Source organism: Helicobacter pylori, assembly GCF_900120335.1.
Classification (GTDB): domain Bacteria; phylum Campylobacterota; class Campylobacteria; order Campylobacterales; family Helicobacteraceae; genus Helicobacter; species Helicobacter pylori_BU.
This window is the reverse complement of record NZ_LT635477.1, coordinates 1,160,612-1,181,151: the sequence shown is the minus strand read 5'-3', so window position 1 is coordinate 1,181,151 and position 20,540 is coordinate 1,160,612. Positions and strand designations below refer to the sequence as shown.

11 protein-coding genes are annotated in these 20,540 nt (G+C 41.4%); 9 read left to right on the top strand and 2 right to left on the bottom strand.

Annotation, left to right across the window (positions count from 1 at the left end; translation table 11 throughout):
• The first annotated feature begins 107 nt into the window (after nucleotides 1-107).
• From CS889_RS05685 to CS889_RS08530, 5 genes are all read left to right on the top strand, one after another.
• A complete protein-coding gene (locus CS889_RS05685; RefSeq protein ID WP_089087103.1) occupies nucleotides 108-8,780 on the top strand; it encodes a DNA-directed RNA polymerase subunit beta/beta' in 8,673 nt (2,890 codons plus the stop codon).
• Nucleotides 8,781-8,868: 88 nt separating this feature from the next.
• Nucleotides 8,869-9,276 (top strand): 30S ribosomal protein S12, encoded by a 408-nt coding sequence (rpsL, locus tag CS889_RS05680; RefSeq protein ID WP_001142321.1) that lies wholly within the window; start codon nucleotides 8,869-8,871, stop codon nucleotides 9,274-9,276.
• Between the two features lie 15 nt (nucleotides 9,277-9,291).
• Nucleotides 9,292-9,759: a 30S ribosomal protein S7 gene (gene rpsG, locus CS889_RS05675; RefSeq protein ID WP_001254355.1), complete on the top strand. Its 468-nt coding sequence runs from the start codon at nucleotides 9,292-9,294 to the stop codon at nucleotides 9,757-9,759.
• An 11-nt stretch (nucleotides 9,760-9,770) separates the two neighbouring features.
• The gene (fusA, locus tag CS889_RS05670; protein ID WP_089087102.1) at nucleotides 9,771-11,849 is read left to right on the top strand and encodes an elongation factor G; all 2,079 of its coding nucleotides are present in this window, start codon (nucleotides 9,771-9,773) and stop codon (nucleotides 11,847-11,849) included.
• Between the two features lie 822 nt (nucleotides 11,850-12,671).
• A complete protein-coding gene (locus tag CS889_RS08530; protein WP_000940560.1) occupies nucleotides 12,672-12,941 on the top strand; it encodes a hypothetical protein in 270 nt (89 codons plus the stop codon).
• Between the two features lie 132 nt (nucleotides 12,942-13,073).
• On the opposite strand, the gene waaF is transcribed toward CS889_RS08530, so the two are convergent.
• Nucleotides 13,074-14,123 (bottom strand): lipopolysaccharide heptosyltransferase II, encoded by a 1,050-nt coding sequence (gene waaF / locus CS889_RS05655; RefSeq protein WP_089087100.1) that lies wholly within the window; start codon nucleotides 14,121-14,123, stop codon nucleotides 13,074-13,076.
• A gap of 61 nt (nucleotides 14,124-14,184) precedes the next feature.
• Between waaF and hisS the strand changes: the two genes are divergently transcribed.
• The 3 genes from hisS to CS889_RS05640 all read left to right on the top strand — a co-directional run bounded on the left by hisS (nucleotide 14,185) and on the right by CS889_RS05640 (nucleotide 17,981).
• A complete protein-coding gene (gene hisS, locus CS889_RS05650; RefSeq protein ID WP_089087099.1) occupies nucleotides 14,185-15,513 on the top strand; it encodes a histidine--tRNA ligase in 1,329 nt (442 codons plus the stop codon).
• Nucleotides 15,500-16,540, top strand: a complete 1,041-nt coding sequence (gene asd, locus CS889_RS05645) for an aspartate-semialdehyde dehydrogenase (RefSeq protein WP_089087098.1) — start codon at nucleotides 15,500-15,502, stop codon at nucleotides 16,538-16,540. The genes hisS and asd overlap by 14 nt, the downstream gene beginning before the upstream one ends.
• Before the next feature lie 412 nt (nucleotides 16,541-16,952).
• Complete coding sequence (locus tag CS889_RS05640; RefSeq protein ID WP_089087097.1) at nucleotides 16,953-17,981, top strand: DUF874 family protein; 1,029 nt, start codon at nucleotides 16,953-16,955, stop codon at nucleotides 17,979-17,981.
• 237 nt (nucleotides 17,982-18,218) lie between these two features.
• On the opposite strand, the gene CS889_RS05635 is transcribed toward CS889_RS05640, so the two are convergent.
• Nucleotides 18,219-18,962: a carbonic anhydrase gene (locus tag CS889_RS05635; protein WP_001948800.1), complete on the bottom strand. Its 744-nt coding sequence runs from the start codon at nucleotides 18,960-18,962 to the stop codon at nucleotides 18,219-18,221.
• A gap of 280 nt (nucleotides 18,963-19,242) precedes the next feature.
• Here CS889_RS05635 and CS889_RS05630 point away from each other — a divergent pair, with 280 nt between their 5' ends.
• Nucleotides 19,243-20,418 (top strand): sugar transporter, encoded by a 1,176-nt coding sequence (locus CS889_RS05630; protein WP_089087096.1) that lies wholly within the window; start codon nucleotides 19,243-19,245, stop codon nucleotides 20,416-20,418.
• The last annotated feature ends 122 nt before the right edge of the window (nucleotides 20,419-20,540 follow it).

The window sequence follows — 20,540 nt, the reverse complement described above, 5'->3', positions numbered from 1 at the left end:
TTTGGTGTTTTTATCATGGTATGGTTATGAAGTTTGAAAATCCTTTTGCAATGCTTACTTGAATTAATGCATTAATGACTCAAAATTTTTGATCAAAGGCTTGAAATATGTCAAAAAAAATTCCCCTAAAAAACCGCTTGAGAGCTGATTTTACAAAAACCCCAACAGATTTAGAAGTTCCTAATTTATTATTATTGCAACGAGACAGCTACGATTCTTTCTTGTATTCCAAAGATGGTAAAGAGAGTGGGATTGAAAAGGTTTTTAAATCCATTTTCCCTATCCAAGATGAGCATAACCGCATCACTTTGGAATACGCGGGTTGCGAATTTGGCAAGTCTAAATACACTGTTAGAGAGGCGATGGAGAGAGGCATTACCTACTCTATCCCGCTCAAAATTAAAGTGCGTTTGATCTTATGGGAAAAAGACACCAAAAGTGGCGAAAAGAACGGAATCAAGGATATTAAAGAGCAAAGCATTTTCATTCGTGAGATCCCTTTAATGACAGAACGCACTTCGTTTATCATTAATGGGGTGGAGCGCGTGGTGGTCAATCAGCTCCACAGAAGCCCCGGTGTGATTTTTAAAGAAGAAGAATCTAGCACTTCTTCAAACAAGCTCATTTACACAGGGCAAATCATTCCTGATAGGGGTTCGTGGCTGTATTTTGAATACGATTCTAAAGATGTTTTGTACGCTCGTATCAACAAACGCCGTAAAGTGCCTGTTACCATTTTATTCAGGGCGATGGATTATCAAAAACAAGACATTATCAAAATGTTCTACCCGCTTGTGAAAGTGCGTTATGAAAACGATAAATATTTGATCCCGTTTGCTTCACTAGACGCCAATCAAAGAATGGAATTTGACTTGAAAGACCCGCAAGGCAAGATCATTCTTTTAGCGGGTAAAAAGCTCACTTCAAGAAAGATTAAAGAGCTTAAAGAAAACCATTTAGAATGGGTGGAATACCCTATGGATATTTTACTCAATCGTCATTTAGCTGAGCCTGTTATGGTAGGGAAAGAAGTTTTATTGGACATGCTCACGCAGTTGGATAAAAACAGACTAGAAAAAATCCACGATCTAGGCGTGCAAGAATTTGTGATCATTAACGATCTAGCGTTAGGGCATGACGCTTCCATTATCCATTCTTTCTCAGCCGATCATGAGTCTTTGAAATTGCTCAAGCAAACTGAAAAGATTGATGATGAAAACGCTCTAGCGGCGATTCGTATCCACAAGGTTATGAAACCAGGCGATCCTGTTACGACTGAAGTGGCCAAGCAATTTGTCAAGAAACTTTTCTTTGACCCTGAACGCTATGATTTGACCATGGTGGGGCGCATGAAAATGAATCACAAGTTAGGCTTACATGTGCCTGATTACATCACGACTTTAACGCATGAAGATATTATCACCACCGTTAAATACCTCATGAAGATCAAAAACAATCAGGGCAAGATTGATGACAGGGATCACTTAGGCAATCGCAGGATCAGGGCGGTAGGGGAATTACTAGCCAATGAATTGCATTCAGGCTTAGTGAAAATGCAAAAGACCATTAAAGACAAACTCACCACCATGAGCGGGGCTTTTGATTCGCTCATGCCCCATGATTTAGTCAATTCTAAAATGATCACCAGCACGATCATGGAATTTTTTATGGGCGGTCAGCTCTCGCAATTCATGGATCAAACCAACCCTTTGAGTGAGGTTACGCACAAACGACGCCTTTCAGCGCTCGGTGAAGGGGGGTTAGTGAAAGACAGGGTAGGGTTTGAAGCCAGGGATGTGCACCCCACGCATTATGGCCGAATTTGCCCCATTGAAACCCCAGAAGGTCAAAATATCGGTTTGATCAACACCCTTTCCACTTTCACAAGAGTGAATGATTTAGGCTTTATTGAAGCCCCTTATAAAAAGGTTGTGGATGGCAAGGTGGTAGGCGAGACGATTTATTTGACCGCTATTCAAGAAGACAGCCACATCATCGCTCCTGCAAGCACCCCCATTGATGAAAAGGGGAATATTTTAGGCGATTTGATTGAAACGCGCGTGGAAGGCGAGATCGTTTTAAACGAAAAGAGTAAAGTTACCTTAATGGATCTAAGCTCTAGCATGTTAGTAGGGGTAGCCGCATCGCTCATTCCTTTCTTAGAGCATGATGACGCCAACCGCGCTCTAATGGGGACTAACATGCAACGCCAAGCCGTGCCTTTGTTAAGAAGCGACGCTCCCATTGTAGGCACAGGGATTGAAAAAATTATCGCTAGGGATTCTTGGGGGGCGATCAAGGCCAATCGTGCGGGCGTTGTAGAAAAAATTGATTCTAAAAACATTTATATTTTAGGCGAAGGTAAAGAAGAAGCCTATATTGATGCGTATTCTTTGCAGAAAAACTTGCACACCAACCAAAACACCAGTTTCAATCAAGTCCCTATCGTTAAAGTGGGCGATAAAGTGGAAGCCGGGCAAATCATCGCTGATGGCCCTAGCATGGACAGAGGCGAGTTGGCGTTAGGGAAAAATGTGCGCGTGGCGTTCATGCCTTGGAATGGCTACAATTTTGAAGACGCGATCGTGGTGAGTGAGCGCATCACTAAAGACGATGTTTTCACTTCCACGCACATTTATGAAAAAGAAGTGGACGCTAGGGAGCTTAAGCATGGCGTGGAAGAATTTACCGCTGATATTCCTGATGTGAAAGAAGAAGCGCTCGCCCATCTTGATGAAAGCGGGATCGTTAAAGTCGGCACTTACGTGAGCGCTGGCATGATTTTGGTGGGCAAGACTTCTCCTAAAGGCGAGATTAAAAGCACGCCTGAAGAACGGCTCTTAAGGGCTATTTTTGGGGATAAAGCCGGGCATGTGGTCAATAAGAGTTTGTATTGCCCCCCCAGTTTGGAAGGCACGGTGATTGACGTGAAGGTCTTCACTAAAAAAGGCTATGAGAAAGACGCGCGGGTTTTGAGCGCGTATGAAGAAGAAAAAGCCAAGCTTGATATGGAGCATTTTGACCGCTTGACCATGCTCAATAGAGAAGAATTGTTGCGCGTCAGTTCGCTCCTTTCTCAAGCGATTTTAGAAGAGCCTTTCAGCCATAATGGCAAGGATTATAAAGAAGGCGATCAAATCCCTAAAGAAGAAATCGCTTCAATCAACCGCTTCACTTTGGCTAGTTTAGTCAAAAAGTATTCTAAAGAAGTGCAAAACCACTATGAAATCACTAAAAACAATTTCTTAGAGCAAAAAAAAGTTTTGGGTGAAGAGCATGAAGAAAAGCTCTCTATTTTAGAAAAAGATGATATTTTGCCTAATGGCGTGATCAAAAAAGTCAAGCTCTATATCGCTACAAAACGAAAGCTTAAAGTGGGCGATAAAATGGCAGGAAGGCATGGGAATAAAGGGATTGTGTCTAATATCGTGCCGGTTGCGGATATGCCTTACACCGCTGATGGCGAGCCTGTAGATATTGTCTTAAACCCTTTAGGCGTGCCAAGCCGCATGAACATTGGGCAGATTTTAGAAATGCATTTAGGCTTAGTGGGGAAAGAGTTTGGGAAACAAATCGCTAGCATGCTAGAGGATAAAACCAAAGATTTTGCCAAAGAATTGCGCGCTAAAATGCTAGAAATCGCTAACGCCATTAATGAAAAAGACCCCTTGACAATCCATGTTCTTGAGAATTGCTCTGATGAAGAGCTTTTGGAATACGCTAAAGATTGGAGCAAGGGCGTTAAGATGGCTATCCCTGTGTTTGAAGGCATCTCGCAAGAAAAATTTTACAAGCTGTTTGAGTTAGCCAAGATCGCTATGGATGGCAAAATGGATCTGTATGATGGGCGCACCGGCGAAAAAATGAGGGAGCGCGTGAATGTGGGCTATATGTATATGATCAAGCTCCACCACTTAGTGGATGAAAAAGTCCATGCCAGAAGCACAGGCCCTTATAGCTTAGTAACGCACCAGCCTGTGGGGGGTAAAGCGCTCTTTGGGGGTCAAAGGTTTGGGGAAATGGAAGTGTGGGCACTAGAAGCTTATGGCGCAGCGCACACTCTAAAAGAAATGCTTACCATTAAATCCGATGATATTAGAGGCAGAGAGAACGCTTATAGGGCTATCGCTAAAGGTGAGCAAGTGGGCGAGAGTGAAATCCCTGAGACTTTCTATGTCTTGACTAAAGAATTGCAATCGCTCGCTTTGGATATTAATATTTTTGGGGACGATGTGGATGAGGATGGAGCGCCTAAACCCATTATGATCAAAGAAGATGACAGGCCTAAAGACTTTAGCTCTTTCCAGCTCACTCTAGCCAGCCCTGAAAAAATCCATTCTTGGAGTTATGGGGAAGTTAAAAAGCCAGAAACGATCAATTATCGCACCCTAAAACCTGAACGAGACGGCTTGTTTTGCATGAAAATCTTTGGTCCTACTAAAGATTATGAATGCTTGTGCGGTAAATACAAAAAGCCTCGCTTCAAAGACATTGGCACATGCGAAAAATGCGGCGTGGCGATCACGCATTCTAAAGTCAGGCGTTTTAGAATGGGGCATATTGAATTGGCCACTCCTGTAGCGCATATCTGGTATGTCAATTCCTTACCTAGCCGTATCGGCACGCTTTTAGGCGTTAAGATGAAAGACTTAGAGCGCGTGTTGTATTATGAAGCTTATATCGTTAAAGAGCCAGGCGAAGCCGCTTATGACAATGAAGGCACTAAGCTTGTGATGAAATACGATATTTTGAATGAAGAGCAGTATCAAAATATCTCACGAAGATACGAAGATAGGGGCTTTGTGGCTCAAATGGGCGGCGAAGCGATCAAGGATTTGTTAGAAGAAATTGATTTGATCACCTTATTGCAGAGTTTGAAAGAAGAAGTGAAAGACACTAACTCTGATGCGAAAAAGAAAAAACTCATTAAGCGTTTGAAAGTGGTAGAAAGCTTTTTAAATTCTGGTAACAGGCCTGAATGGATGATGCTCACGGTTTTACCGGTATTGCCACCGGATTTAAGGCCTTTAGTCGCGCTAGATGGCGGGAAGTTTGCGGTCAGCGATGTGAATGAATTGTATCGTCGTGTCATCAATCGTAACCAACGCTTGAAACGCCTAATGGAGCTTGGGGCGCCAGAAATCATTGTGCGCAACGAAAAAAGGATGTTGCAAGAAGCCGTGGATGTGCTTTTTGATAACGGTCGCAGCACCAATGCGGTTAAAGGGGCTAACAAACGCCCTTTAAAATCGCTCAGCGAAATCATTAAAGGCAAGCAAGGGCGTTTCAGGCAAAACCTTTTAGGTAAGCGCGTGGATTTTTCAGGCAGAAGCGTGATTGTGGTGGGGCCTAACCTTAAAATGGATGAATGCGGGTTGCCTAAAAACATGGCGTTAGAGCTCTTCAAACCGCATCTGTTATCCAAGCTTGAAGAGAGAGGCTATGCCACCACGCTCAAACAAGCTAAACGCATGATTGAGCAAAAGAGCAATGAAGTGTGGGAGTGCTTGCAAGAAATCACAGAGGGGTATCCGGTGTTACTCAACCGCGCCCCTACCTTGCACAAGCAATCCATTCAGGCGTTCCATCCAAAGCTCATTGACGGCAAAGCGATCCAGTTGCACCCGTTAGTGTGCTCAGCGTTTAACGCCGATTTTGACGGGGATCAAATGGCGGTGCATGTGCCTTTAAGCCAGGAAGCGATCGCTGAATGCAAGGTGCTCATGCTAAGCTCTATGAATATCCTTTTACCCGCTAGCGGTAAAGCCGTAGCCATTCCTAGCCAGGATATGGTTTTAGGGCTATATTATCTTTCTTTAGAAAAGAGTGGGGTCAAGGGCGAGCATAAGCTTTTCTCTAGCGTGAATGAAATCATCACCGCTATTGACACGAAAGAATTAGACATCCACGCAAAGATCAGGGTTTTAGATCAAGGGAATATTATCGCTACGAGCGCGGGGCGCATGATCATCAAGTCCATTTTGCCTGATTTTATCCCTACGGATTTGTGGAACAGACCCATGAAGAAAAAAGATATTGGCGTGCTTGTGGATTATGTGCATAAAGTGGGCGGTATCGGCATTACCGCAACCTTTTTGGATCATTTGAAAACGCTTGGCTTTAGGTATGCGACTAAGGCTGGTATTTCTATCTCTATGGAAGATATTATCACGCCAAAAGACAAGCAAAAAATGGTGGAAAAAGCCAAAGTGGAGGTTAAAAAAATCCAACAACAATACGATCAAGGGTTACTCACTGACCAAGAGCGTTACAATAAAATCATTGACACTTGGACTGAAGTCAATGACAGAATGAGTAAAGAAATGATGAGCGCTATCGCAAAAGATAAAGAGGGCTTTAACTCTATTTATATGATGGCGGATAGCGGTGCAAGGGGGAGCGCGGCGCAAATCCGTCAGCTTTCAGCGATGAGGGGGCTTATGACAAAGCCGGATGGCAGTATCATTGAAACGCCCATTATTTCTAACTTTAAAGAGGGGTTGAATGTCTTAGAATACTTTAACTCCACGCATGGCGCTAGAAAGGGCTTAGCGGATACGGCGCTAAAAACCGCCAATGCGGGGTATTTGACAAGAAAACTCATTGACGTTTCGCAAAATGTCAAGGTGGTGTCTGATGATTGCGGCACGCATGAAGGGATTGAAATCACGGATATTGCGGTGGGGAGTGAGCTGATTGAGCCTTTAGAAGAGCGTATTTTTGGGCGCGTTTTATTAGAAGATGTGATCGATCCCATTACCAATGAAATCTTGCTTTATGCGGACACTTTGATTGATGAAGAGGGCGCTAAAAAGGTGGTTGAAGCCGGGATTAAATCCATTACGATCCGCACCCCAGTAACTTGTAAAGCGCCAAAGGGCGTGTGCGCAAAATGCTATGGCTTGAATTTAGGCGAAGGCAAGATGAGCTATCCAGGTGAAGCGGTAGGCGTGGTAGCCGCGCAATCTATCGGAGAGCCTGGAACGCAGCTCACTTTAAGGACTTTCCATGTGGGCGGGACAGCGAGCAGGAGTCAGGATGAGCGCGAAATCGTGGCGAGCGAAGAAGGTTTTGTGCGCTTCTACAACCTTAGGACTTACACGAATAAAGAGGGTAAAAACATTATCGCCAACCGCCGTAACGCTTCTATTTTAGTGGTAGAGCCTAAGATTAAAGTGCCTTTTGATGGGGAATTACGCATTGAAACGGTCTATGAAGAAATCGTTGTGAGCGTGAAAAATGGCGATCAAGAAGCTAAATTCGTTTTAAGAAGAAGCGATATTGTCAAGCCAAGTGAATTAGCCGGCGTTGGCGGTAAGATTGAGGGGAAAGTGTATTTGCCTTACGCTAACGGGCATAAGGTGCATAAAGGGGGAAGTATCGCTGATATTATCCAAGAGGGCTGGAATGTGCCTAATCGCATCCCTTATGCGAGCGAATTGCTGGTTAAAGATAATGACCCTATTGCGCAAGATGTGTATGCCAAAGAAAAAGGCGTGATCAAATACTATGTTTTAGAGGCTAACCATTTAGAGCGCACCCATGGGATCAAAAAGGGCGATATTGTGAGCGAAAAAGGCTTGTTTGCGGTGGTAGCTGATGATAATGGCAGGGAAGCCGCTCGCCATTATATCGCTAGGGGTTCTGAGATCTTGATTGATGATAATAGTGAAGTGAGCGCTAATAGCCTTATTTCTAAACCCACGACTAACACTTTCAAAACGATCGCCACATGGGATCCTTACAACACCCCTATCATTGCGGACTTTAAGGGTAAGGTGAGTTTTGTGGATATTATCGCAGGGGTTACGGTCGCTGAGAAAGAAGACGAAAATACCGGTATCACAAGCCTAGTGGTGAATGATTACATCCCAAGCGGGTACAAACCAAGCTTGTTTTTAGAGGGGGCTAATGGCGAAGAAGCGCGTTATTTCCTAGAGCCAAAAACTTCTATCGCTATTAGCGATGGCTCTAGCGTGGAGCAGGCTGAAGTGTTAGCGAAAATCCCTAAAGCGACCGTTAAATCCAGGGATATTACCGGAGGTCTCCCAAGGGTTTCTGAACTCTTTGAAGCGAGAAAGCCTAAACCTAAAGATGTGGCGATCCTTTCTGAGGTTGATGGGATTGTGAGTTTTGGTAAATCTATCCGCAATAAAGAACATATCATCGTAACTTCCAAAGATGGTCGTCTCACAGATTATTTTGTGGATAAGGGCAAGCAAATTTTAGTGCATGCCGATGAATTTGTGCATGCGGGAGAGGCGATGACGGATGGAGTAATTTCAAGCCATGATATTTTAAGGATCAGCGGCGAAAAAGAGCTTTATAAATACATTGTGAGCGAGGTCCAACAAGTGTATCGCAGGCAGGGGGTAAGCATTGCGGACAAACACATTGAAATCATTGTGTCTCAAATGTTAAGGCAAGTGCGCATCTTAGACAGTGGGGATAGCAAGTTTATTGAAGGGGATTTAGTCAGTAAAAAACTCTTCAAAGAAGAAAACGCTCGTGTGATCGCTTTAAAAGGCGAGCCAGCGATTGCTGAACCGGTGCTTTTAGGGATCACCAGAGCGGCTATTGGGAGCGATAGCATCATTTCAGCGGCCTCTTTCCAAGAAACGACTAAAGTTTTAACAGAAGCCAGTATTGCGATGAAAAAAGACTTTTTAGAAGATTTGAAAGAGAATGTGGTGTTGGGGAGGATGATCCCTGTGGGAACAGGCATGTATAAGAATAAAAAAATCGTGTTAAGAGCGCTTGAGGATAACTCTAAATTTTGATATAAAAAATCGGTTAAGATTTTTAAAAGAAAAATTAGGGTAAAATGGGGGAACTTTTAGTTTTAAATTTTTAGAATAAGGAAAAATAGTGCCTACTATCAATCAGTTGATTAGAAAAGAAAGGAAAAAGGTGGTTAAAAAAACCAAATCACCTGCATTAGTGGAATGCCCTCAAAGGAGAGGGGTTTGTACTAGGGTTTATACGACTACCCCTAAAAAGCCTAACTCGGCTTTAAGAAAGGTCGCCAAAGTTCGTTTGACCAGTAAATTTGAAGTGATCAGTTATATCCCTGGTGAAGGGCATAACTTGCAAGAACACTCTATTGTGTTAGTGCGTGGGGGTAGGGTTAAGGATTTACCCGGTGTGAAATACCACATCGTTCGTGGCGCTTTAGACACTGCAGGGGTCAATAAAAGAACGGTTTCACGCTCTAAATATGGGACTAAAAAAGCTAAAGCGACCGACAAGAAAGCAACAGACAACAAGAAAAAATAAGAGGAAAATAAAAACATGAGAAGAAGAAAAGCACCCGTTAGGGAGGTTTTGGGCGATCCTGTTTATGGGAACAAAGTGGTTACCAAGTTTATCAATAAAATGATGTTCGATGGCAAGAAAAGCGTAGCGGAAAAAATCATCTACAAAGCTTTCAATAAGATTGAAGAAAAAAGCGGTGAAAAAGGCATTGAAGTGTTTGAAAAAGCCCTAGAAAGGGTGCGTCCTTTAGTGGAAGTGCGCAGCAGAAGAGTGGGTGGGGCTACCTATCAAGTGCCGGTAGAAGTGAGGGCGAGCCGCCAGCAGTCGCTATCCATCCGTTGGATTTTAGAAGCCACTAGAAAACGCAATGAAAGGATGATGGTGGATAGATTGGCTAACGAGCTTATGGATGCGGCTAACGATAAGGGTGCGGCTTTTAAGAAAAAAGAAGATGTGCATAAAATGGCAGAGGCGAATAAAGCGTTCGCGCACTATCGCTGGTAATTGGAGTTAGAATGGCTAGAAAAACCCCATTAAACAGGATCAGAAATATCGGTATCGCCGCTCACATTGATGCCGGGAAAACCACCACTTCTGAAAGGATTTTATTCTATACAGGCGTGAGCCATAAGATTGGCGAAGTGCATGACGGCGCGGCGACAATGGACTGGATGGAGCAAGAAAAAGAAAGAGGGATCACTATCACTTCTGCGGCAACGACTTGCTTTTGGAAGGATCACCAAATCAATTTGATTGACACTCCAGGGCATGTGGATTTCACTATTGAAGTGGAGCGATCCATGCGCGTGCTAGATGGCGCGGTTTCGGTGTTTTGCTCGGTTGGGGGCGTGCAACCTCAAAGTGAGACCGTGTGGCGTCAAGCGAACAAATACGGCGTACCTAGGATTGTTTTTGTCAATAAAATGGATAGGATTGGGGCGAATTTCTATAATGTGGAAAACCAGATCAAGCAACGCTTGAAAGCTAATCCTGTGCCTATTAATATCCCTATTGGGGCTGAAGACACTTTCATTGGCGTGATTGATTTAGTCCAAATGAAAGCGATTGTTTGGAATAATGAAACCATGGGAGCCAAATACGATGTGGAAGAAATCCCTAGCGATTTGTTAGAAAAGGCTAAAGAATACCAAGAAAAGCTTGTGGAAGCCGTAGCTGAGCAAGATGAAGCCTTAATGGAAAAGTATTTAGGCGGTGAGGAATTAAGCGTTGAAGAAATCAAAAAAGGCATTAAAACAGGTTGTTTGAACATGAGTCTTGTCCCCATGCTTTGTGGTTCTTCTTTTAAAAATAAAGGCGTGCAGACTTTATTGGATGCGGTGATTGATTACTTGCCAGCGCCCACAGAGGTTGTGGATATTAGGGGGATTGATCCAAAAACCGAAGAAGAAGTTTTTGTGAAGTCCAGCGATGATGGCGAGTTTGCCGGCTTGGCGTTTAAAATCATGACGGATCCTTTTGTGGGCCAACTCACTTTTGTGCGCGTGTATCGTGGCAAGCTAGAGTCCGGTAGCTATGTGTATAACTCCACCAAAGACAAAAAAGAACGCGTGGGAAGACTGCTTAAAATGCACTCTAATAAGAGAGAAGACATTAAAGAAGTTTATGCGGGTGAGATTTGCGCGTTCGTGGGCTTGAAAGACACGCTGACTGGGGACACGCTTTGCGATGAAAAGAATGCGGTGGTTTTAGAGAGAATGGAATTTCCTGAGCCGGTCATTCACATCGCTGTGGAGCCTAAAACGAAAGCAGACCAGGAAAAAATGGGCGTAGCGTTAGGCAAGCTTGCTGAAGAAGATCCAAGCTTTAGGGTGATGACTCAAGAAGAAACCGGGCAAACCCTTATTGGCGGTATGGGTGAATTGCACCTAGAAATCATCGTGGATAGGTTGAAGAGAGAATTTAAGGTGGAAGCTGAAATCGGTCAGCCGCAAGTCGCCTTTAGAGAGACTATCCGCTCAAGCGTGAGCAAAGAGCATAAATACGCTAAGCAAAGCGGTGGTCGTGGGCAATACGGGCATGTGTTTATCAAGCTTGAGCCTAAAGAGCCTGGCAGTGGGTATGAATTTGTGAATGAAATTTCTGGGGGCGTGATCCCTAAAGAATATATCCCTGCGGTGGATAAGGGTATCCAAGAAGCGATGCAAAATGGTGTTTTGGCGGGCTATCCGGTGGTGGATTTTAAAGTTACCCTTTATGATGGGAGCTACCATGATGTGGATTCTTCGGAAATGGCGTTTAAAATCGCTGGTTCTATGGCGTTTAAAGAAGCGAGTCGCGCGGCTAACCCGGTTTTATTAGAGCCTATGATGAAAGTGGAAGTGGAAGTCCCTGAAGAATACATGGGCGATGTGATTGGCGATTTAAACAGAAGAAGAGGGCAAATCAATTCTATGGACGACAGATTAGGCTTGAAAATCGTGAATGCTTTCGTGCCGTTGGTGGAAATGTTTGGCTATTCTACGGATTTGCGATCAGCGACTCAAGGGCGTGGGACTTACTCTATGGAGTTTGACCACTATGGCGAAGTACCTAGCAATATCGCTAAGGAAATCGTGGAAAAACGCAAAGGCTGATTGATAATAACGCTCTCTTGTGAGAGGGCGTTGTTTTAAATACTATCTAAATTCTTTCTCCTTTGGGTTTAAAAAGACTTTTTGAGTGGGTTTATCCTTTTTATCCCTTTAGCTATCTTTTTTCATTTTTAGTTTGCTATAAAATTATTTTTTGGCTCTATTCTTGTCAAATAGGGGTAACTAAAACTTTTTAATTTTTAAAAAATGGGGTTTTGGTTGCTTTGTTTTATAGTAAAATTTATTTTCTTAAATTTATTTAAAACTCATTTTTTAAGAGATAGAGGGTATATTTTGAAATAACTCTTACACTATAAGAGCGCATTACAAGAAATTTTGCTTGACTAACAACAAGTTCTTTTGTATTCAGTCTTAAAAACGCTTTTGAGCGTTTTTATTTTTTAAGAAAAATGACTGATTGTTCCCATGCGCTTTTGATATAACAAAACGCAATCTAAAAATTTCTTTAGTGAAAATTTTATTGGTTTCTATTCATTTACTTTTGAGAAATATAATTCTCTCGCTTTTAAGATCATCACAAGGAGTTTTCGTATGAAAAAGCAAATCTTGACAGGTGTTTTGTTATCAGTTTTGGCAGTGAGTTCTGCATACGCTCACAAAGATAAAAAAGACGCCAAAAAACCTGAGTTAAGCCCTCAATTAGTGGCTCACAAAGATAAAAAAGACGCCAAAAAACCTGAGTTAAGCTCTCAATTAGTGGCTCACAAAGATAAAAAAGACGCCAAAAAACCTGAGTTAAGCTCTCAATTAGTGGCTCACAAAGATAAAAAAGACGCCAAAAAACCTGAGTTAAGCTCTCAATTAGTGGCTCACAAAGATAAAAAAGACGCTAAAAAACCTGAGTTAAGCTCTCAATTAGTGGCTCACAAAGATAAAAAAGACGCTAAAAAACCTGAGTTAAGCTCTCAATTAGTGGCTCACAAAGATAAAAAAGACGCTAAAAAACCTGAGTTAAGCTCTCAATTAGTGGCTCACAAAGATAAAAAAGACGCTAAAAAACCTGAGTTAAGCTCTCAATTAGTGGCTCACAAAGATAAAAAAGACGCTAAAAAACCTAAAAACTCAGTGGCTTAATAGCTTTGTCTCCAAAGAAAGCGTTTTCAAAACGCTTTCTTTAAACTGCTTTGTCAGTTCTACTTTTTGAATCTTTTATACACAGGGTGTTATCAATATCGTTGCGTTTTTAAAAAAGCACATGAAAGGCGTTTAAGGCTTTTCTAAAAGAATGTGAGCGGCTTGAAGGACTTCAAGGGGCGTGATAGATCGCATGCACAAATGGTTTTTTTCATTTTTTAAAGGGCAAACTCGTTTCTTGCAAGGCGCACAGCTTAAATGGTGGTTCAACACAATCGTTTTTTGAGCTTTATAGGGGCGAGTCTCTTTTTCGTCAGTGGGGCCAAAAAGAGCGATTAGGGGGGTTTTCGTGCTAGTGGCTACATGCATGGGACCGCTATCGTTAGTGATGAATAAATCTAAAACAGCGATGCGTTGTATCAATTCTTCAATGCTTGTTTTCCCGCACAGGTTGTAAGCGTTATGGGATAATAAGGGGTTTTTCAATAAGCTTTTAACGGATTTTAAAATCTCTTCAGAAACGATAGCGTCTTCTTTAGCCCCAAAAAAATAAATTTCATGCCCTTTTTCTAACAAAGCAACCGCAACTTCAGCGTAATAAGAAGCTGGCCATCTTTTAGCGCTCCCATAGCTTGCACTAGGGTTAAAGCCGATTTTTTTAGGGGTGTTTGGGGTGTAAGTGGGGAGATCAAAGGCCAGTTTTAAGGGTAAAACGCTTTTTTGATCCAATTCTTTTTTTAAAAATTGCGAAAATAAAAAGCAATACTTTTCCACTTGATGATACTCTTTGTGGGCAGGAGCGATCGCATGGCTGAGAAACAAAGAACGGAAAAATTGAGCAAAGCCGATGCGAATAGGCGTTTTTGTCGCATAGAGCAAAAAAGCGGAATAAAAATGGTTGTTTAATGCGATCGCTATATCGCAACGCCCTATTTTTTGAGCGAGCTTGTAAGTGGCTAGCAGCCTGAAAAAGGATTTTTTGGTGTCATCTGTAAAAACGGCTTCTATTTTTTCATCTTTTTTGAAAAGTTCGCAAGTAATGGTTGGGCCCACTAAGATAAAATGCGCGTTAGGGTAGTGGTTTTTAAGGGTGTAAAAAAGCGAGCTTGCCATCACCCCATCGCCTAGCCAATTAGGCAAACGCAATAAAATACGCATGCGTTTGGGCGCATTTACGCTCATCAATAGCCCTTTTTTAAAGATTTTAAGCTAAAATTTTAGCATACAAATACAAGGAAATGGAATGATTACCCCTAAAGTGTTGAGCGGGTTTAAAGACCGCTTGCCTAAAGATGCGATACAAAAAGCCCAGTTGCTCGCTAAAGTTTCAGTCGTGTTTCAAAGTTTTGGTTTTGTGCCGATTGAAACCCCCCATTTGGAATACGCTCAAACGTTATTGCCTGATGCGAGCAGTGATATTCAAAAAGAAATTTATCGTTTTAAAGACCATGGGGATAGGGATGTGGCTTTAAGGTTTGATTTGACCGTGCCATTAGCCCGCTTTGTTTCTTTGCACCACCAAATATTAGGCATGCCCTTTAAACGCTACGCCATAGGCAATGTTTTTAGGGGTGAAAGGGCTCAAAAAGGGCGTTACAGGGAATTTACGCAATGCGATTTTGATTTTATAGGGAGCGAGAGCTTGGTGTGCGATGCTGAGATCATTCAAGTGATTATCGCTTCTTTAAAAGCCCTGGATTTAGAAGATTTTTGCGTCTCTATCAACCACAGAAAAATTTTGAATGGCATATGCGAATATTTTGGCATTGCTCAAGTGAATGAAGTGCTGCGCATTGTGGATAAATTAGAAAAAATTGGCTTGAATGGGGTTGAAGAAGAATTAAAAAAAGAGTGCGATTTGGATTCAAACACCATTAAAGAGCTTTTAGAAATGGTTCAAATCAAACAAAACGATTTAAGCCATGCGGAATTTTTTGAAAAAATTGCTTATTTGAAAGACTATAATGAGAATCTGAAAAATGGCATACAGGATTTAGAAAGGCTATACCAATTGCTAGGGGATTTACAAATTTCTCAAAACCTGTATAAAATTGATTTTTCTATCGCTAGGGGATTAGGGTATTATACAGGGATTGTGTATGAAACCACGCTTAATGACATGAAGTCTTTAGGGAGCGTGTGTTCAGGGGGGCGTTACGATCATTTGACTAAAAATTTTTCTAAAGAAAATTTACAAGGGGTAGGGGCTTCTATTGGGATTGATAGATTGATTGTGGCTTTGAGTGAAATGCAATTATTAGACGAGCGTTCCACCCAAGCCAAAGTTTTAATCGCTTGCATGCATGAAGAGTATTTTTCTTACGCCAACCGCTTAGCGGAGTCTTTAAGGCAAAGCGGTATTTTTAGCGAAGTCTATCCAGAAGCCCAAAAAATCAAAAAACCCTTTTCTTACGCTAACCACAAAGGGCATGAGTTTGTGGCTGTCATTGGCGAAGAAGAATTTAAAAGCGAAACTTTAAGCTTGAAAAACATGCATTCAGGCATGCAATTGAATTGCTTGAGTTTTTTAAAAGCCCTTGAAATCATTGGAGAAAACGATGAAGACTTATAATGTCGCTATTGTTGGGGCTAGTGGGGCGGTAGGCCAAGAGCTGATTAAAGGTTTAGAAAATTCTTCTTTCCCGATTAAAAAATTTGTCCCGCTCGCTAGCGTTAGGAGTGCCGGTAAAAAGATTAGAGCTTTCAATAAAGACTATGAAATTTTAGAAACCACGCATGAGGTTTTTGAAAAAGAAAAAATAGACATCGCCTTTTTTAGCGCTGGGGGGAGCGTGAGCGAAGAATTTGCCACAAGCGCTTCAAAAACGGCCCTAGTGATTGATAACACGAGCTTTTTTAGATTGAATGAAAAAGTGCCTTTAGTCGTGCCTGAAATCAACGCTAAAGAAATTTTTAACGCTCCCTTAAATATCATCGCTAACCCTAATTGCTCCACCATTCAAATGACGCAAATCTTAAACCCCCTACACCTTCATTTTAAGATAAAAAGCGTGATTGTTAGCACCTATCAAGCCGTGAGTGGGGCAGGAAACAAGGGGATAGAGAGTTTGAAAAATGAGCTAAAAACCGCATTAGAATGTTTGGAAAAAGACCCCGCTATTGATTTAAACCAGGTTTTGCAAGCCGGGGCTTTCCCTTATCCGATCGCTTTCAATGCGATCGCTCATATTGATATTTTTAAGGAGAATGGCTACACGAAAGAAGAGCTAAAAATGGTGCATGAAACCCATAAAATCATGGGCGTGGATTTCCCTATTAGCGCGACTTGCGTGCGCGTGCCGGTATTAAGGAGTCATAGCGAGAGTTTGAGTATCGCTTTTGAAAAAGAATTCGATCTCAAAGAAGTCTATGAAGTTTTAAAAAACGCCCCTAGCGTGGTTGTTTGCGATGATCCTAACCATAATCTTTACCCCACGCCCCTAAAAGCGAGCCACACGGATAGCGTCTTTATAGGGCGCTTGAGGAAGGATTTGTTTGACAAAAAAACTTTGCACGGCTTTTGCGTGGCGGATCAATTAAGAGTGGGGGCAGCCACCAACGCGTTCAAAATCGCCATGCATTACATTAAGAACGCTTGAGTTTATTCAAAGATAACAAAGATGAATGCGCATGCGCTTGAATTAAGGATAAGGATCAATCTAGCCCAATCTCTCAAAAAGAGCTTTAAGTTACTAGGCTTGCGATGTTAAACAAGGGTGTAATTGAATTTCTCAAGGCTTGATTGAGAGAAATGCTAATATTTGGTAGGTCAAAAGGAATATAAAGGCTTACACTCAAATAGAGAGTGAATGCTTAACTAGCGAGTTATTGCCTATTATTCCATTTAAAAGGGTGTGAGTTTAAGGTATAAGGAAAACTTGTATCAAGTTTTGTTGGAATGGATTAGAAAAATCTGATTGGATTGACCCTTACAATTTTTCAAACCAATTGTTTAATAACGATTAAATATGGCTATATACACTACAATAATAAGATTTTGAAAGGTTGGTAATGGAATCAGTAAAAACAGGAAAAACAAATAAAGTTGGCAAAAACACAGAGACAGCTGACACAAAGGCAAATAAAGAGACTCATTTTAAACAAGCGAGTGCCATTACAAATATAATCAGATCAATTAGTGGGTTTTTTACAAAGATCGCAAAGAGAGTTAGAGAACTTGTAAAAAAACACCCCAAGAAAAGCAGGGCGGCATTAGTAGTATTGACCCATGTTGCGTGTAGGAAAGCGAAAGAATTGGACGATAAAGTCCAGGATAAATCCAAACAAGCTGAAAAAGAAAATCGAATCAATTGGTGGAAGTATTCAGGACTCACAATAGCGGCAAGTTTATTATTAGCCGCTTGTAGCGTTGGTGATACTGATAAACAGATAGAGTTAGAACAAGAACAACAAAAGACAGAACAAGAAAGACAAAAGACAGAACAAGAAAGACAAAAGACAATTAATACACAGAAAGATTTCATTAAATACGCAGAACAAAATTGCCAAGAAAATCATAATCAATTCTTTATTAAAAAAGTAGGCATTAAGGGTGGTATTGGCATAGAAGTAGAAGCTGAATGCAAAACCCCTAAACCCACAAAAACCAATCAAACCCCTATCCAGCCAAAACACCTCCCAAACTCTAAACAACCCCGCTCTCAAAGAGGATCAAAAGCGCAAGAGCTTATAGCTTATTTGCAAAAAGAGCTGGAATCTCTGCCCTATTCACAAAAAGCTATCGCTAAACAAGTGGATTTTTATAAACCAAGTTCTATCGCTTATTTAGAGCTAGATCCTAGAGATTTTAAAGCTACAGAAGAATGGCAAAAAGAAAATCTAAAAATACGCTCTAAAGCTCAAGCTAAAATGCTTGAAATGAGGAGTTTAAAACCAGACCCACAAGCCCACCTTTCAACCTCTCAAAGCCTTTTGTTCGTTCAAAAAATATTTGCTGATGTTAGTAAAGAAATAGAAGCAGTTGCTAATACCGAGAAAAAAGTAGAAAAAGCGGGTTATGGTTATAGTAAAAGGATGTAGGCATAAGAAAATAAGAATACCATAAAATCGTTTTAGCTTATTTATGGTATTTTAAAGACTCTATATTACCCAATTAGAACAGAGCCTTTTTTAAACTCCTTAGTAGGAATCCTAATCGTTTTTAGCGTTTGAGCGTTTTACAAAATACAAGCGGTTGCAATTTTTAGCGTTGTTTCATGAAGAATGATTTTTATATCCCTCTCTTTAAAAAGAGAGGGTTTTTATTTTAGTGGGTCTTTAGCGGGTCTCAGCTGAGCTTTTAATGATCACGGTGTTGTAGTCAGGCTGGACTGGGCGTTGGTTGGGCGAATTTTTCATGCGTTTTTTGATTTCAGCCAATTGTTTGGCAGAGACTTCCAAAGGTTCTTCTATGACAAACCATGCCACCCCTTCTGTGCAAGGGGGAGCGGTGAGAGAGCCGTTAAAATGGTAGTAATTGATGCTTTTAGGCAAGAAAGCGTCTAAAGCCACCTCCTTAAAACCTTGTTTCTTTTGAATGCCTTCTAAAATAGGATCAAGGTTGGGGTTTTCTTTCCCTTCTTCAAACCCAATCGCTAAGACTAATAAGCGCCCTTTAGCGTCTTTATGCACGAAATGCGCGCTCAAAGGCCTGGTTTTATTGTTGATTAAAAACTCCATAGGGGCGTGGAAATGCACATTATCCAGCACATAGTCATGCCCTCTATAATTGATGTGGTTAGTCGGCTCAAACGAAGCTTTTAAAGTATGATGAGTGAAAAAGACCGCTTTAGGTTTAGAAGCGGCGTATTTGAATTGCAAATCGGTTTTATCTTGCGTGTGGTAGTAATGCTCAATGTTGATGGGCGATTGGCTTTTACCGCTTTTGCACACTTCAAAATCTTTGTGCAATTTGTCCCAGCGGTGCGGTCCATTTTCTTTATTTTTATAATCCCATTTGGTATTTTCAGCGCCTATAAGAGAAGTTGCCAGTGCTAAAGCGATCAAAAAAGTTTTTTTCATTTTAATTATCCTTTATTTTAAAATTCTAAAATTATTAAAAAGGCAACGCCTTAATTTTAGCGCTTAATCAACAATGACCGCAGTTACAAAAAACAGATTGGTTAAAAGTTGAAAATGATTTTAAATTCTGTTTTATATGGTAACAACTCCCTTGGATTAATGCGCCTATGGAGCGGGAATATTTGTTTCAATCAGCCCCTAATTTACAAGCGGTTAAAATTTTTGTCTTATACTCTAGGTTTTCAAATTGAATAAAATTTAACCCCTTATTAAGATTTAAATGATGATGACCAAACAATCGTATCAAAGATTCGCTTTAATGCGGGTTTTTGTGTTTTCGCTTTCGGCGTTTATTTTTAACACCACGGAGTTTGTCCCTGTCGCATTGTTATCAGATATTGCGAAAAGTTTTGAAATGGAGAGCGCAACAGTAGGGCTTATGATCACTGCTTATGCATGGGTGGTGTCTCTTGGCTCATTGCCTTTGATGTTGCTTAGCGCTAAAATTGAAAGGAAACGCTTATTGCTTTTTCTTTTCGCCCTTTTTATTCTCAGCCATATCCTTTCAGCGTTAGCGTGGAATTTTTGGGTGCTACTCCTTTCTCGTATGGGTATCGCTTTTGCCCATTCTATTTTTTGGTCCATCACGGCTTCTTTAGTCATTCGTGTCGCGCCAAGAAACAAAAAACAACAGGCCTTAGGATTGTTAGCGTTAGGGAGTTCGTTAGCGATGATTTTAGGGTTGCCGCTTGGGAGGATCATTGGGCAAATTCTAGATTGGCGCTCTACTTTTGGCGTGATCGGGGGCGTTGCGACTCTTATAATGCTACTTATGTGGAAATTGCTCCCGCATCTACCGAGTAGAAACGCAGGCACGCTCGCAAGTGTCCCTATATTAATGAAACGCCCGCTTTTAATGGGGATTTATTTGCTTGTGATCATGGTTATCTCTGGACATTTCACCACTTATAGCTATATTGAGCCTTTTATCATTCAAATCAGCCAATTTTCTCCTGACATTACAACGCTAATGTTGTTTGTGTTTGGGTTAGCAGGCGTGGTGGGGAGTTTTTTGTTCGGCCGTTTGTATGCGAAAAATTCAAGAAAATTTATCGCTTTTGCGATGATTTTAGTCATTTGCCCGCAACTCTTGCTTTTTGTGTTTAAAAACTTAGAGTGGGTGGTTTTCTTGCAAATTTTCTTGTGGGGGATTGGGATCACTTCGCTTGGGATTTCCTTGCAAATGAGAGTGTTACAGCTCGCACCGGATGCCACAGATGTCGCAAGCGCGATTTTTTCGGGGAGCTATAATGTGGGGATTGGATCAGGAGCGCTGTTTGGCAGTATTGTGATCCACCAATTAGGGCTAGGGTATATTGGCTTTGTGGGTGGGGCTTTGGGGTTGTTGGCGCTATTTTGGCTTAGATTCATTACGATAAAGTTTAAAAAAACTTAAAGGGCGTTAAATGGACTACCCAATAAAGGAAAATCCCTTTCGCGTTAAAAACCATTTTTAAAATTTAGTGATACGGCTTAAATCCAATTGCACGAACGGACAGATTGCCTCTCTTTTTATGT

What these genes read in the sequence shown, in the direction of transcription:
- CS889_RS05635 (WP_001948800.1), bottom strand. Translation starts at nt 18,962, where the DNA reads ATGAAAAAAACTTTTTTGATCGCTTTAGCACTGGCAACTTCTCTTATA.
- fusA (WP_089087102.1), top strand. Translation starts at nt 9,771, where the DNA reads ATGGCTAGAAAAACCCCATTAAACAGGATCAGAAATATCGGTATCGCC.
- CS889_RS05685 (WP_089087103.1), top strand. Translation starts at nt 108, where the DNA reads ATGTCAAAAAAAATTCCCCTAAAAAACCGCTTGAGAGCTGATTTTACA.
- rpsG (WP_001254355.1), top strand. Translation starts at nt 9,292, where the DNA reads ATGAGAAGAAGAAAAGCACCCGTTAGGGAGGTTTTGGGCGATCCTGTT.
- hisS (WP_089087099.1), top strand. Translation starts at nt 14,185, where the DNA reads ATGATTACCCCTAAAGTGTTGAGCGGGTTTAAAGACCGCTTGCCTAAA.
- asd (WP_089087098.1), top strand. Translation starts at nt 15,500, where the DNA reads ATGAAGACTTATAATGTCGCTATTGTTGGGGCTAGTGGGGCGGTAGGC.
- CS889_RS05640 (WP_089087097.1), top strand. Translation starts at nt 16,953, where the DNA reads ATGGAATCAGTAAAAACAGGAAAAACAAATAAAGTTGGCAAAAACACA.
- waaF (WP_089087100.1), bottom strand. Translation starts at nt 14,123, where the DNA reads ATGAGCGTAAATGCGCCCAAACGCATGCGTATTTTATTGCGTTTGCCT.
- CS889_RS05630 (WP_089087096.1), top strand. Translation starts at nt 19,243, where the DNA reads ATGATGATGACCAAACAATCGTATCAAAGATTCGCTTTAATGCGGGTT.